General features: G+C 72.8%; 12 protein-coding genes. 9 read left to right on the forward strand and 3 right to left on the reverse strand.

Annotated elements, in window-relative coordinates; translation table 11 throughout:
- The first annotated feature begins 25 nt into the window (after positions 1-25).
- Genes ACYVPE_RS06720 through ACYVPE_RS06730 form a run of 3 tightly spaced genes read left to right on the forward strand, consistent with a single transcriptional unit; the run spans position 26 to position 3,100 of the window.
- On the forward strand, positions 26-1,408 hold the full coding sequence (locus ACYVPE_RS06720) for an ABC transporter substrate-binding protein (protein WP_461032477.1): 1,383 nt from the start codon (positions 26-28) through the stop codon (positions 1,406-1,408).
- Positions 1,389-2,276, forward strand: coding sequence for a carbohydrate ABC transporter permease (locus ACYVPE_RS06725; protein WP_461032478.1), 888 nt, complete (start codon positions 1,389-1,391; stop codon positions 2,274-2,276). Before ACYVPE_RS06720 ends, ACYVPE_RS06725 begins: the two co-directional genes overlap by 20 nt.
- Positions 2,273-3,100, forward strand: coding sequence for a carbohydrate ABC transporter permease (locus ACYVPE_RS06730; protein ID WP_461032479.1), 828 nt, complete (start codon positions 2,273-2,275; stop codon positions 3,098-3,100). Before ACYVPE_RS06725 ends, ACYVPE_RS06730 begins: the two co-directional genes overlap by 4 nt.
- 21 nt (positions 3,101-3,121) lie before the next feature.
- Here the strand turns inward: ACYVPE_RS06730 and ACYVPE_RS06735 are convergent, their stop codons facing one another.
- Complete coding sequence (locus ACYVPE_RS06735; RefSeq protein ID WP_461032480.1) at positions 3,122-5,167, reverse strand: neutral/alkaline ceramidase; 2,046 nt, start codon at positions 5,165-5,167, stop codon at positions 3,122-3,124.
- Positions 5,168-5,327: 160 nt separating this feature from the next.
- Here ACYVPE_RS06735 and ACYVPE_RS06740 point away from each other — a divergent pair, with 160 nt between their 5' ends.
- From ACYVPE_RS06740 to ACYVPE_RS06765, 6 genes are all read left to right on the forward strand, one after another.
- Positions 5,328-5,975 (forward strand): class II aldolase/adducin family protein, encoded by a 648-nt coding sequence (locus ACYVPE_RS06740; protein WP_461032481.1) that lies wholly within the window; start codon positions 5,328-5,330, stop codon positions 5,973-5,975.
- 330 nt (positions 5,976-6,305) lie between these two features.
- On the forward strand, positions 6,306-7,739 hold the full coding sequence (locus tag ACYVPE_RS06745; protein WP_461032482.1) for an aspartate aminotransferase family protein: 1,434 nt from the start codon (positions 6,306-6,308) through the stop codon (positions 7,737-7,739).
- A 5-nt stretch (positions 7,740-7,744) separates the two neighbouring features.
- Positions 7,745-9,325 carry a xylulokinase gene (locus tag ACYVPE_RS06750; protein ID WP_461032483.1) on the forward strand — a complete coding sequence of 527 codons (1,581 nt, stop codon included), beginning with the start codon at positions 7,745-7,747 and terminating at the stop codon, positions 9,323-9,325.
- Positions 9,326-9,376: 51 nt separating this feature from the next.
- Positions 9,377-10,033, forward strand: a complete 657-nt coding sequence (locus ACYVPE_RS06755; protein ID WP_461032484.1) for a TetR/AcrR family transcriptional regulator — start codon at positions 9,377-9,379, stop codon at positions 10,031-10,033.
- A gap of 258 nt (positions 10,034-10,291) precedes the next feature.
- Entirely contained in the window at positions 10,292-11,578 is a 1,287-nt protein-coding gene (locus ACYVPE_RS06760) for an NlpC/P60 family protein (RefSeq protein ID WP_461032485.1), read from the forward strand.
- A gap of 39 nt (positions 11,579-11,617) precedes the next feature.
- The gene (locus ACYVPE_RS06765; RefSeq protein WP_461032486.1) at positions 11,618-12,895 is read left to right on the forward strand and encodes a hypothetical protein; all 1,278 of its coding nucleotides are present in this window, start codon (positions 11,618-11,620) and stop codon (positions 12,893-12,895) included.
- Between the two features lie 9 nt (positions 12,896-12,904).
- Here ACYVPE_RS06765 and ACYVPE_RS06770 read toward each other — a convergent pair whose 3' ends face one another.
- Together ACYVPE_RS06770 and ACYVPE_RS06775 are read right to left on the reverse strand one after the other, a co-directional pair.
- Positions 12,905-14,125, reverse strand: a complete 1,221-nt coding sequence (locus tag ACYVPE_RS06770) for an MAB_1171c family putative transporter (RefSeq protein WP_461032487.1) — start codon at positions 14,123-14,125, stop codon at positions 12,905-12,907.
- Positions 14,112-14,678: a hypothetical protein gene (locus tag ACYVPE_RS06775; RefSeq protein WP_461032488.1), complete on the reverse strand. Its 567-nt coding sequence runs from the start codon at positions 14,676-14,678 to the stop codon at positions 14,112-14,114. The genes ACYVPE_RS06770 and ACYVPE_RS06775 overlap by 14 nt, the downstream gene beginning before the upstream one ends.
- Between the last annotated feature and the right edge of the window lie 52 nt (positions 14,679-14,730).

Below are 14,730 nucleotides of genomic sequence, written 5' to 3' on the forward strand. Positions count from 1 at the left end.
ACGACGCCGAGCCCCCGGGAGGCCGATGTCCACGCGCACCCGCCACCCACGCCGCGCGCTGGCGCCGCGCACCCGGCGCCCACGCCCCGCCGGTTCCGCGCTCGTGGCGGGCGCCGCCCTCCTCGCCTGGGCGCTGGTGGCCTGCCAGGCCCTGACGCCGGGCAGCGCGATCGAGGCACCGGGGCCGCGGGCCGCGCCGTCCGCGACGGCCGTGCCCGACCGGGACGTCACGCTGCGCCTGGAGTTCACCGACGCGCCGCCGATGGTCGACGCGCTGGTCGCCGCCTTCGAGGCGCGGTACCCGCGCGTCACCGTGGAGCCGCGGTACAAGACGTTCTCCGACTACGTCCGGAGCCTCGGGCTCACCATGACCTCGGACGCCGCCCCCGATCTGGCGCAGTACGCGGTCGGCATGGGCGACCTGGCCGCGGCCGGGCACGTCCTCGACCTCGCCGGCTACCGGGCGGCGTACGGCTGGGACGCTTCGGTGCCGCCGGTCAGCCTCGACCAGCTGACGGCCGGGCTCAGCAGCGGGGCCACCGGCGGGGACGCGCTGTTCGGCATGCCGGCCGGGCTGTCGATGACGGGCGTCTACGTCAACCGGGAGCTGGCGGCGCGGGCCGGGATCGAGGGGCCGCCGGCGACGCTCGGCGAGTTCGAGGAGCAGTTGGCCGCGGCGCGGGCGGCGGGCCTGACGCCGCTCGCCGTGGGCGCCCTGGACGCCGGCGGCCTGCACCTGTGGGCCGCGCTGCTGAACCAGACGGTGCGCGCGGACGACTACCGGGACTGGGTGGACGGGGTGGCCGGCGCCACCATCGAGACGCCGGGGGCGTTGGCCGCCACCGAGCGGCTGGCCGAGTGGGGGCGCCGCGGCTATCTCGACGAGGCCGCCAACGGCACCTCGCAGGTCGACTCCACCGCCCGGTTCGCCCGCGGCGACGGGGTCTTCCTGATCAACGGCAACTGGGCCGCGGGCCAGCTGGCCGGCGTCCTCGGCGAGGACCTCGGCTTCTTCCCGATGCCGGGGGCGCACGCCGCCGCCCCGACGGTGGCCTCCGGGTTCAGCTTCGCCCTCGCCGTCTCGTCCCGCACCGAACACCCGGCCGCGGCCGGGGCGTTCCTCGACTTCCTGGCCTCGCCGGAGGCGAACCTGATCATCGCGGAGCACGGTTTCCTGCCGGGCGACCCGGACGCCGTGCCGCCGCCCACCGGCGTGTTCGCCGACATCGCGGAGGGTCACCGACGTGCCGTCGCCGACGGCGGGATCACCGCCTTCCCGGACTTCGCCGCCCCGGCCATGTTGGACGCGCTGCGCTCCGGGGTGCAGAAGCTCATCGCGGACCAGGTGGCGCCGGCCGACTTCCTGGCCTCGGCGCAGGACGTGTGGCGTGCGGCGCACCCGGGATAGGCCCACGGCGGCCGGGCGGTGGCGCGGTCACCTGTACGTGCTGCCGGCGCTCGCCGTCTACCTCGCCTTCGCGGTGCTGCCCACGCTGCGGACGGCGTACCTGTCGCTGTTCGACTGGGACGGCGTGACGCTGGGCCGGTGGGTGGGGCTGGCCAACTACCGGGAGGTCGTCCTCGATCCGGTGCTGCGCCGCTCGGTGCTCAACTCGTTGGCGCTCCTGGGGTTCTTCTCCTTCCTCCCGGTCGTCCTCGGCCTGGCGGCGACGGGCCTGCTGGCCGGGCACCGGCGGCGCGGCATGGCGGGGTACCGCTTCGTGTTGCTGCTGCCGCAGGTCGTTCCGCTGGTGGCGGTCGGCGTCGCCTGGCGCTGGCTGTACGGGGAAGAGGGCCTGGTGAACCAGGCGCTGCGCGCGGTCGGCCTGGCCGGGGTGACGCGGGCGTGGCTGGGCGACTTCGACGCGGCGCTGGTCGCGGTGGGCCTGGTCGGCGCCTGGGTGCTGAGCGGGCTGTGCCTGATGCTCTTCCTGAGCGGGGTGGGGAGGATCGAGCCGAGCCTGTACGAGGCGGCTCGGCTCGACGGGGCCGGCCAGGTGCGGGAGTTCGTCTCGGTCACCCTGCCGCAGCTGCGCGGGGAGCTCGCCGTGGCGCTGACCGTGACCACGGTGGCCGCGCTGGCCGGCTTCGACCTGGTCTATGTGACGACCAACGGCGGCCCCGGCGAGCAGACGACGGTGCCGGGGCTGCTGATCTACCGGCTGGCGTTCTCCGAGGGCCGGGTGGGCCTGGCCTCGGCCCTCGGGGTGGTGCTCGGCTGCCTGGTCCTGGCGCTGGTCGCCGTCGTGAACCGGCTGGCGAGGGCGGAGCGTTGAGCCGGGTCTCGCCGGCGGAGCGGTGGTCGGGGCACGCGCTGCTGGCGGCGGGCGCGATCGTCGTCCTGGTGCCCCTGCTGAGCGTCGTCCTCGCCTCCGTGCAGCCGGCCGGCACGCCGGTGGTGGGTCTTGCCTGGCCCGAGCGGTGGAGCTGGGACAACTACCGGCAGGCGTGGTCGGTGGCCGGCTTCGCCGACCTGGTGCGCAACAGCCTGGTCATCGCGGCGGGCGTGGTCCCCGCCTCGCTCGCGCTGTCGGCGGCGGCCGGCTACGCGCTGGGCACGATGCGGCTGCCGGGCGGCGACGCGGTGGCGGGGTTCTTCGTCGCCGGCCTCACCATCCCGGTCGAGCTGGTCGTGGTGCCGCTCCACCACGACCTGCGGGGCCTCGGCCTGACGAACTCGTATCCGGCCCTGATCCTGGCGGAGATCGCGCTGTTCCTGCCGTTCGGCGTCTTCTGGATGCGCGCCCACTTCCGTGCCACTCCCCCGTCGCTGGTCGAGGCCGCCAGGGTGGACGGCGCCTCGTCCGGCACGATCCTGCTGCGGGTCCTGCTTCCGTTGGCCGGGCCGCCGCTGGTGACGCTGGGGCTGCTGCTGTTCCTGTGGTCCTGGAACCAGTTCCTGCTGGTGCTGGTCCTGATCCAGGACACCGGCCGGCACACCGCCCCGGCCGGCCTCGGTTTCTTCGTCGGCCAGCACAGCACGGACGTCCCCACGCTGGCGGCGGGCACGGTCATCGTGATGCTGCCGCTGCTGGTGCTGTTCGTCGTGTTCCAGCGGGGGTTCGTCGCCGGGCTGCTGCGCGGGGCGACGCGCGACTGACGACGTCAGCGGGTCACGGTGTCAGCTGGTCACGGTGAAGGGTCGGCTGGTGCCGGAGATGGGGCGGACGACGCCGGTGAGGGAGCGGGCGTCGCCTGAGTAGCGGATCCGGTACCCGCCGGGTTCGGCCGTCGGTGGGACGTCCCAGGTGACGGTGATCCGGGAGGCGGCGATGCCGTCGCGGGCCCAGTGGAAGCCGGTGGACCAGTCGGCGTCGTCGGCCACGGTCGCCCAGCTCCCGTCGTCGAGCCGCCGCTCGACGCGCAGGTAACTGTCGCCGCGCCGGGCGTTGTTGGACGGATGCGCGCCGGCGAACACGACGCTGACCCGCCGCCCCGCCGGGTAGGCGGCGTCCGGCTCGGTGAGCACGTCGCCGAACGCGCGGCCGAGCGGCGGCGCGTCGAGGACCACGCCGGGCTGGAAGGAGAGCGCGCTCGCGGAGTTGTCCGGGGTGCCGGGTCCTGGCGGCACGTCCCTGCCGTCGCGCAGGGCGGCCGCCAGCGAGGCGAAGGCCTGCTGGAGCGCCGGGAGTTGCCAGCGGCCGAAGAGGGTGCTGCCGCCCTCGTACTGCTGGGCGTCGTACTCCTCGGGCGTGGTCACGTAGTGGAAGTAGCCGCCCGCGTAGCCGGCCACCAGCACGTCCCGGAGGTCGGCGCCGACGAGCCCGGCGACGGTGCGGCGCAGCCGCAGCCCGGCCCCGATGGTGACCTCGCCCGGCACGCCGATCAGGTACAGCTGCCCGATGCGGACCAGTTGGAGGGGGAAGCGCTCGGGCACCCAGGGGAAGAGCCGGTTCATCGCGCCGATCGGCACGAACACGTCCTTCGGGGCCTGGGCGGCGCGGAGTTCGGGCGAGACGGTGTAGATCAGGGTGTCCGACACGAAGTCCCAGAACGGGTTCTCGCCCTCCACGAAGCCGGGGAAGGCGGGCCCGTCCTCGGTGCTGCCGGCCGCCATGGCGGCGCCGACGGCCGGCTTCGAGGTGCGGTGCGGCCGGCCGTCGCCGGTGAACTCGGCGTCGACGGCGACGTCCGAGAGGTCGAGGTGGACGAGCCGGGCGTCGACGGGGCCTGTGACCTGGGTGCCGCCGGTGGTCAGCGCGGCGGCGGCCCGGTACTGGGCCAGGCCGTTCTCCCTGGCGGCGGCGAAGTCGGCGGGCGTGGTGGGCGGTCGCAGGTCGAGGTTGGGCGACATGTCGCCGGCGTTGGTCTGGGCGAAGGCGGCGACGAAGCCGGGCCCGCCGGGCGCCAGGTAGTCGCCGCCGGCCACCTCGCGCTCCCAGTGGTAGGCCGCGTAGCCCTTGTTGTCGGTGCTGATCAGCCGGTTGTCGCCGGAGAGGCTGGTGCCGTGGGTGGCGAACCAGTTGACCGCGCCCACCGGGCGTCCGCCGCGCTCCACCCGCAGCAGGGTGGTCGCCGGGTCGACGGCGTCGGGGAAGTACCCGGTGACGTCGGCGGGGTTGCGCGCGAAGGCCGTCCGTGAGCGGTTGACGCTGGCCCCGCGCAACTCGCCGTGTCCGAGCACCAGTCGGGACGGGGCGAGGTCCTGGTGCGCGAGGTCGACGGCGGCCACGATGCCGTCCACCACGGCCGCGAAGGTGGCCGGGTGGAAGCCGAGGGTGGTCAGGTTGTAGAGGGCGTGGTGGGAGTGGCCGCCGGGGCCCGCGTGGCTGTGGGTGGCGGCGAGCAGCACGTTGCGGGCCGTGTAGAGCTCCCCGTGGCGCCGGCCGAGGCGGCGCAGCACCTCCTGGTGCACGCTGTCGAAGATCATCGCGAGCTCGGCGACGACCAGGGCGACCCGCTGCCCGCCCGCGCGGTCCACGACGACGAAGGCCCGGGCCCGCGGCCGGGAGTGCAACCCCTGGGCCTGCTGGTCGGTGCGCCCGTAGCCCATCATGCCGATCTCGGCGATCTCGCCGGTCACGTCGGCGATGCCGCGGCCGACGAGGTAGGGGCTCTCGGCGTCGGCGGCGCTCGCCCGGCCCGCGGTGACCGCGCCGAGGAGACCGGCCCCGGCCACCGCGGTCCCGGCGCGCAGGACGTCTCTTCTGCTGGCGTGACGCGGCATCGTGGGCTCCCGTCTGCCTCGGCCGACTCGTGGGGTATGGCCAGAGTGGCCGCGACGGACCCGGTTGTGAATATGTATCACGTTCATTTTTTGGCCTAGCATGCGAGCGAGCACGGTTTCGCCTCGTCGTCGGTGCAGGGGAAGGCAAGGGTGAGCAGTGATGCTGCTGGAACGGGAGCGTGAGGAACTGGCGGCCGCGGGCCGGCGGTTGGCAGCGAGTGGCCTGGTCATCGGGACGAGCGGGAATCTCTCGGTCCGGGTGGACGACCTGGTGGCCGTGACGCCGACCGGCGGGGTGATCAGCGAGCTGACCGCGGAGATGATGACGGTCCTCGACCTGGCGGGCGGGATCGTCGAGGGCGAGCTGGCGCCGACGTCCGAGGTGCCGATGCACCTGGCCGTCTACCGGGCCACCGGCACCGGGGCGATCACCCACACCCACGCGGTCACCTCCACCGCGCTGGCCTGCACCCTGGACGAGATCCCGGTGGTGCACTACGCGATGCTGTCGCTCGGCGGCACCGTCCGGGTCGCCCCCTACGCCACCTACGGCACCGACGAGTTGGCCGCGCACGTGGTCGCCGCGCTGGACGGCCGGCAGGCCGCGCTGCTGCGCAACCACGGCTCGCTCGCCATCGGCGGCACCGTGGAGAAGGCCGTCGCCAACCTCGAACTCACCGAGTGGATCTCCGAGTTGTACACCCGCTGCCTCGCCCTCGGCAGCCCGCACCTGCTGGACGAGAAGGCCCAGGAGGCCGTGATCATCCAGGCGCTCGCCGGCGACTACGGAACCACCAAGAAGCTTTGAATCCTCCCCCGGCCGAAGCAGGGGGATTCCTGGCTCACGCCGCCTGCGGGTCCGCGACCCAACAGGTCTTCCACGATCAACACCAGCCGGGTTGAAACCAGCCCGGGTCGCACAGCAAGACTTGGAGATGCACGTGCTGTCTTGGTTCTCGATCAGCACACCGTGCGCGCTTGGTTCTCGCTACGCACGGCGTCCAGCATATCCGACAAAGTGGGCGGTCTCTCACCCTGGGGGCGAAACCCCGCTCCCCGCACTCCTCCCCAGGAGTCCGATTCCTCCCCGACCTGAAGGCCGGGACATCCTCGGAGGAGTCAGGTGAAGAGACCGGCCATGGCCTCACCCGCGATCTCCCACTGGCCGGACGTGGACGAGCTCGAAAGCCGCCTCGCCCGGCTCGTCTCCACCCCCGTGCGGCGACCCGACGACGCGACGCTCGCCGACTACCGGGCCTGGTTCGAGAAGCACACGGCCGGCTCCCGGGCCTCGGCGGCCGAGGCGGCGGCGTACATACCGGGCGGCGTCCAGCACAACCTGGCGCTCAACGAGCCCTGGCCGCTGGACGTCGTCCGGGCCGACGGACCCTACCTGTGGGACGTGGACGGCAACCGCTACCTCGACTTCCTCCAGGCCGGCGGCCCGACCGTGCTGGGCAGCAACTACGGGCCGGTGCGCGAGAAGGTCGCGGAGCTGCTCGCCGAGTGCGGGCCGGTCACCGGGATGCTCCACTCCTCCGAGGTCCGACTGGCCAGGCTCATCCACGACTTCATGCCGGCCGTCAGCAGGTTCCGGATGCTGGGCAGTGGCACCGAGGGCGTGATGGCCGCCGTCCGGGTGGCCCGCGCCCACACCGGCAAGGCCCATGTGATCAAGGTGGGCGGCGCCTACCACGGCTGGTCCGACCAGGTGGTGTTCGGGCTGCGCATCCCCGGCACCGGCAGCCTGGAGGCGACCGGCATCCCGGCGGGCGCGCTGCGGCTCACCCAGGAGGTGCCGCCCGGCGACCTCGACGGGCTGCGCGAGCTGCTGGTGGCCAACGAGGAGATCGGCGGCACCGCGGCCGTGTTCGTCGAACCGGTGGGCCCCGAGAGCGGCACCCACCTGGTGCGCCACGACGACAACGCGCGGATCCGTGAACTCTGCGACGAGTTCGGCGCGCTGCTGGTCTTCGACGAGGTCGTCACCGCCTTCCGGCTCGGCATGGGCGGCGCCCAGGGCTACTTCGGCGTCCGGCCCGACCTGACCGTGTTCGGCAAGTGCGTCGCCGGCGGCTATCCGGCGGCCGGCGGCATCGGCGGCGGCGACGAGGTGATGGGGGTGCTGGAGGGTGGCCTCACCGCCGTCGGCAAGCGCGCCTTCGTCGGCGGCACCCTCTCCGCCAACCCGCTCTCCTGCGTCGCCGGTTACACCGCGCTGACCGAGATGGACCGCACCGGCGCCCCCGAGCTCGCCGGCCGGGCCGGCGACCGGCTGCGCGCCGGGCTCGCGGCGCTCATAGCGCGGTACGAACTCCCCTACGTCACCTACAACATCGGCTCGATCGTGCACCTGCACACCTCGGGCGTGCTCCATCTCTCGCTACAGGACCCGGACTTCTTCAACCAGCTCGGCCCGCGCACCGAGATGCTCGGCCAGATGTCGATGGCGTACTCGGCCGAGGGGCTGATCACCATCGCCGGCAGCCGCCTCTACACCAGCATGGCCCACACCGACGAGGTCGTCGACGACGCCCTCGCCCGCTTCGAGCGCGTCTTCGCCAGGATCTGACCGCCGTGGCGCGCCGCTACGTGATCGGCGTCGACCTCGGCACCAGCGGGTCGAGAACCGTGCTCGCCACCACGGACGGGCGGATACTCGGGCACGAGACCGCCCGCACGGCGCTCCACCTGCTGCCGGGCGGCGGCGCCGAGCAGGACCCGGACGACTGGTGGCGGGCCATCCGCGAGACGCTGCGCCGGCTGCTCGACCGGCGTCTTGTGCCGGTCCCGGAGATCGCCGCGATCTGCCTCTCCGCGCAGTGGGGCGGCACGGTCGCGGTCGACGCCGAGGGGCGGCACCTGCACCGCGCCCTGCTGTGGATGGACGGCCGCGGCGCGGAGCACACCCGCCGGCTGGCCGGCGGGGGCCTGCGGGTCCCCGGCACCGGCTACAACGCGCCACGGCTGCGCGCCTGGATCGCCAGATCGGGCGGGGCGCCGACCCTCACCGGCAAGGACCCGGTGGGGCAGAGCCAGTTCCTCCGGCACGCCAGGCCGGACGTCTTCGCGCGCACCGCCCACCTGCTCGACGTGCCCGAGTACCTGACGATGCGGCTGACCGGGCGGCCCGTGGCCGGTCACGACACGGTGGCGCTGCGCTGGTGCACCGACAACCGGACGCCTGGCGCGGTCCGTTACGACGAGCGGCTGGTCCGGCTGAGCGGGCTGCCGCGCGACCGGCTGCCCGCGCTGGTGGAGCCGGCCACCGTGGTCGGGCCGATCCTGCCGGCCGCGGCCGCCGAGTTGGGCCTCGGCGAGCACGTTCTGGTGGCCGCCGGCACCGGCGACACCACGGCCGCGGCCATCGGCGCCGGCGCGGTCCTGCCGTACCAGGGGCACCTGTGCGTCGGCACCTCGGCCTGGCTGTCCTGCCACGTGCCGCGCAAGAAGACCGACGTCCTCCACAACGTCGCCGCGCTGCCCTCGGTGGTGCCCGACTCGTACTGGGTGGCCACCATCCAGGACGTGGCCGGCAAGGGCATCGACTGGCTGATCGGCAACGTCCTGGGCCAGGAGGAGCCGGAAGGACCGGAGGCGGCGTCCCGCGAGGAGCTGCTCGCCCGGCTCAACCGGCTGGCCGGCGAGGCCCCGCCGGGCAGCAACGGGGTGGTGTTCACGCCCTGGTTGAACGGCGAGCGGACCCCGGTGGACGACCCGACGGTGCGCGGCGGCTGGTTCAACCTCTCCCTCACCACCACCCGGGCCGACCTGGCGCGCAGCACCTTCGAGGGGATCGCACTCAACGCCCGCTGGCTCAACGAGTCGGTGGAGCGGTTCACCGGCCGGCCGTTCCCGCACCTCAACTTCATCGGCGGCGGCGCCACCTCCCCGCTCTGGTGCCAGGCCATGGCCGACGTCCTCGGCCGCACCATCAGGCAGGTCGCCGAGCCCGCACTGGCCAACGCGCGTGGCGCCGCGCTGATCGCGGCGGTCGCGCTCGGCGAGCTGGGCTGGTCGGACATTCCGGAGAAGGTGGCGATCGCCGCCGAGTTCACCCCCAACCCCGCCAACCGGCCGGTCTACGACCGGGCTTACGCCACCTTCCGCTCGCTCTACCGGCGCAACCGGGGGATCTATGCCGCGATCAACGGCTGACCTTCGTCCCGGCCGCCTCGATAGAATGGCCCGCGTCGAACGGCGAACCCCATGACCAACGAGGCGATGTCCCAGCTGACCCCGGCCCACGGCCTGCGGAAGGCGCCGCAGCAGGCGCGCAGCCGCGCCCGCGTCGAGGCGATCCTGGCCGCCGCCGACCGCATCCTGGCCACCGAGGGCGTCGAGGCCCTGACCACCCGCCGGATCGCCGCCGACGCCGAGGTGCCGGTGGGCACGCTCTACCAGTTCTTCGACGACAAGGACGCGGTGCTGGCGGCGGTGGCACGCCACCACATGGAGGAACACTCGGCCGCGATGCGGGCCATCCTGCACGACGCCCGCGCCGCCCGCTGGTTCGACCTGGTGAATCTGATCTTCGACCGCTACGTCGAGCTGTACCGGCGCAACCCCGGCTATCTGGCCATCCGCGCCGGGCGCTATCTCAGCCGTGAGCTGCTCCAGCTCGACGAGGACAACAACGCCATGGTGGCCGACCAGCTGCGCCGGATCCTGGTCGCCCAGGAGCGGCTGGTGGACAGCCGGGAGCTGGCCGTGGCCTGCCGGGCGGGGGTCTGCGCGTCCGAGGCGCTGCTCCAGTTCGCGTTCCGTGACTCGGCGGAGGGCGATCCGGTCATCCTGGCCGAGGCGCGGCGTATCCAGCGCCTCTACCTGGCCGACATCGTGGCCGATCCTCGACACCACGGTTGACTTTATAGTGAATATTTTGCGCCAAAGATGAACCGGGGGTGACGCGTTCCCCATCTGCGGCTTCCTTCGTTCCATCCCCATAGAGCGCCATATTTCACCCGTCTGATGCGTACCGGTCAAGCACGGGTGGTCCCTCTCGCGTTTTCACTAAAGATTGACTCGCTTCGAGCGATGGCTCAATGATGCGCCTGCGTGACCAACCGTCACACCCGTAACCGGTGCACAACAGGCCACACCGAGCCAACAGGAGGACCACCCATGTCCACCACGTATGCCCTGAGCCGGGCACTGATCGTCGCGGCCGCCGCGACGCTGGTCGCCGGCGTCGTGACCACCACCCCGACCCTCGCCACGGAGAACGACGCCCCGCCGTCCGCCGTCACCGCCGCCACCGACGACGACGACAAGGGTGGCGCCGGCCAGGGGCCGTCCGTCGCGCTCCCGCTGGCCGCCGGGCCGCAGATCACCCGAAGCGAGGTGATCAACCGGGCGGCGTCCTGGGTCGGCATCGGGCTCGAGTACAGCTGGGACAGGACCTACCAGGGCTACCGCACGGACTGCTCGGGCTTCGCGTCGATGGCCTGGCGTCTCGGTACCCCGGGGCTCGACACCACCAGCTTCGTCCCCAGCGGTGTCGCCTCCTGGATCGGCAAGGACGAGCTGCGGGCCGGCGACGCCCTGCTCAACGACGCGGCGGGCGCCAACGGCCACATCGCCATCTTCGAGGAGTGGACCGACTCGTCGCGGACCTCGTACCGGGCCTTCGAGTTCACCGGCAGCGGCGTGCACCACCGGACGATCCCGTACCCGTACTTCTCCGGCCACGGCACCTTCCGGCCGGTCCGCAACAACAGCATCGTCGAGGACGTCGTCGATCCGGGCCCCGGCAACGTGGGCATCTACCGGCCAAGCACCCGCGAGTTCCACCTGCGCAAGGACGACGGCACCCTGATCACGATCGGTTGGGGCACCACCGGCGACCTGCCGGTCTCAGGCAACTGGGACGGCGGCCACGCGGACAACGTGGGCATCTACCGCCCAAGCACCCGCGAGTTCCATCTGCGCGGCGACCAGGGCAACACGATCAGAATCGGCTGGGGCACCACCGGAGACCTCCCCGTCTCGGGGAACTGGGACGGCGGCCACGCGGACAACGTCGGGATCTACCGGCCAAGTACCCACGAGTTCCACCTCCGTGGGGACGAGGGCAACACCATCAAGATCCAGTGGGGAGCCGACGGAGACCTCCCCATCTCCGGGAACTGGGACGGCGGCCACGCCGGCAACGTCGGGATCTACCGGCCCAGTACCCACGAGTTCCACCTCCGTGGGGACGAGGGCAACACCATCAAGATCCAGTGGGGAGCGGACGGGGACATTCCGATCTCCGGGAACTGGGACGGCGGCCACGCCGAGAACGTCGGGATCTACCGGCCGAGCACCAGCGAGTTCCACCTCCGGATGGACGACGGAAAGCTCGTCAGGATCAAGTGGGGCACCACCGGCGACCTCCCCGTCTCAGGCAACTGGGACGCCCGCGGCTGAGCCACCCCACCGTCCTCCGACCGGAAGTCGAGAATTCCCATGAACCGCACCATGCGCCACCGCCTGGCCGCCATCGCCGCCACCACGACCGTCGCCGCCACGCTCCTCGCCGCGGCCCCGGCCGTTCGAGCGGACGACGAGGTCGACCTCTCCGACCCGACCGCCATCACCGCCGAGCCCGACTACTCCTGCGGAACCATCCAGGACTCCGACCAGGCCACCGCGAACCAGCTCAACCGCGTGCTGACCGGAACGCTGAACGGCTACATGACGCCCTACCGGGTGTCCTGCGCCCGGGCGATCGTCCGGGCGGTCCAGGCCCGCGACCTGCCCCGGCGGGCCGCCGTCCTCGCCGTGACCACCTCGATAGTCGAGACCACCCTGCGCAACAACCCCAACATGCTGGACCACGACAGCGTGGGCCTGTTCCAGCAGCGGGCCAGCTGGGGTTCCTTCGCCCAGCGGATGGACCCGGCCTGGGCGACCAACGCGTTCCTCAACGCGATGCTCAACGTGTCGAACTGGCAGACCCGGCCGATCGGCGAGGTCTGCCAGGCCGTGCAGCGGTCGGCGTTCCCGGAGCGCTACCAGCCCCAGGCCGCCGACGGTGACCGCATCGTCGCGGCGGTCTTCGAGGAGACCGTGGATCCGGGCCCCGGCAACGTGGGCATCTACCGGCAGAGCACCCACGAGTTCCACCTGCGCAAGGACGACGGCACCCTGATCACGATCGGCTGGGGCACCACCGGCGACCTCCCCGTCTCCGCCAACTGGGACGGCGGCCACGCGGACAACGTGGGTATCTACCGCCCCAGCACCAGCGAATTCCACCTCCGTGGCGACGAGGGCAACACGATCAGAATCGGCTGGGGCACCACGGGCGACCTGCCCGTGGCCGCCAACTGGGACGGCGGGCACGCCGACAACGTCGGCATCTACCGCCCCAGCACCAGCGAATTCCACCTGCGCGGCGACGAGGGCAACACCATCAGAATCAAGTGGGGCGCCGACGGCGACCTCCCCATCTCCGGGAACTGGGACGGCGGCCACGCCGACAACGTCGGCATCTACCGCCCCAGCACCCACGAGTTCCACCTGCGCGGCGACGAGGGCAACACCATCAAGATCCAGTGGGGCGCCGACGGCGACCTCCCCATCTCCGGGAACTGGGACGGCGGCCACGCCGACAACGTCGGCATCTACCGGCCGAGCACCAGCGAGTTCCACCTCCGGATGGACGACGGAAAGCTCGTCAGGATCAAGTGGGGCACCACCGGCGACCTCCCCGTCTCAGGCAACTGGGACGCCCGCGGCTGAACCGCGCTTTCAGCTCGTGCCATGACCGCCGCCGTCGCCCGGCGCACCGCTCACCGGTGCGCCGGGCGCGGCGGCCAGTCGTTCGGCCGCGGCCACCACCGCGGGCAGTTCGAGCGCGGCGGCGACCCGTTCGAGCCAGCGGGTCTCGGCCGCCAGGTCCAGCGTCTCCCCGGCGGGCGGCCGACCGCCGTACTCCGGGGCGCGGCCGGCCAGTTGGGCCGCGACGGCGTAGCGCAGCAGCACCGCCTCGACCGCGGGGGCCAGTCCCGCGCCGTCGACCCCGGCCGCCCGTAACGCGGCCTCGGCGGCGGGCGGATGGCCGGCGCCGAGGTGCCGCTCGACGGCCAGCACGCCGTCGCGGATCTCGATCACATACCGGTAGAGACGCAACCGGGGGTTCCCACGGCGCAGTTCGGCCGGCAGCGGCAGGACCACCTCGGGCGCCGCGGTCCCCACCAGCCGCCAGAGCGGCGCGATCCGGTCGGCCCGCCGGGCGGTCGTCCGCTTCTCGCGGTAGTCGGTGAGCGCGGGCCAGACGACGGCGAGCGCGAACAGGATCAGCGTGAGCGCCAGCAGCACCTGGGTGGTTCCGGCGACCCTGGCCGACGTCGGCAGCGACCAGTCGGCGTAGTGGGCCGTCACATAGGTGAACCGGTGGCACAGGTAGCCGGTGCCGAGCAGGGTGGCGGCGCGCAACAGCCAGAGGAACGTCCGGGCCGGGCCCGGCGTGGCGTCCTTACCGTGCATCCAGCAGATCCGGGCGGCCGCCGCCAGGCCGAGGGCGGTGTAGCCGGTCAGCGTCGCCCAGTAGACGAAACCGGCCCAGGAGCTCCTGCCGAAGGTGAGCAGGTCGACGTCACCCGGCGGGCGTGGCATCACGGCGAAGGCGAAGGTCACGACGGCCGACGCGACCGCCAGCGTCGCCAGGTTCAACCGCGACACCCGCCCCCTGGTCCGCGCCCGCCCCGTCGCCTCCCTGACGAACTCCACCATGGTCGCCGTCCCGACCAGCCCCAGCAGATGGACCAGTAGGTTGGTGACGCTGGCGACGCCGAGCAGCGCGTCGACCAGACGCCGGACCGCCGGCGTCCCCAGCGTCACCGCGACGGCGAAGCACACCCACGCCACCGACAACACCCGACCGCGTCGCGACCGGGACCGCCGGCCGCCGAGACCGTACAGGGCGAGGGACCAGAGCACCGGCAGCACGACCATCTCATACGGCCTCAACCGGCCCCCTCCACTCGTAGGCGTCGGCGAAGCTGCACATCATCAGGGAGAGGTTGCCGGTCGATCCGCGCGCCACGCCGGCCCCGCTGGTCGGGAGGGCGTCGAAGTGCTGCCACATCAGGGAGGCCAGCAGCTCGGCCTCCTGTTCCTGGCCCGTGGTCGTCCGGGTGCGGTCGCGGGCCAGCAGCCGGGCCGCCATCGCCGGGTCGAGGTCGGGGAAGAGCCGACGCAGGCTCTCGCGGTCAGGCGCGCCGTCCTGCCGGTGGTCGAGCAGCATGTGGGCCAGCTCGTGCAGCACGATGTGGGCCTGGTGGACGGGGCTGGCGACCGGCGCGTAGTAGACGTGGTCGGCGCCGCCCAGCGCGATCCACACCCCGCAGATCCCCGATCCGCCGGTGTCGTTCCCGGGGAGCGGAATCAGCCGCAGTGGCCGCCCGCGTCGCCGGGCCACGGCCTCGGCGAGGTTCTCGATCGCGAACGGCTCGGGGACGGTCAACTCCCCGATCAGCTCGTCACAACGTGCCTTGAACCGCCGCCACTCGCGGTCCTCCATACGCGCCCCCGTGCCAGCAGCTCCCTGTCCGAGTGGTCGACGGTCGTGCGGT

Source organism: Streptomyces mayteni (genome assembly GCF_054783955.1).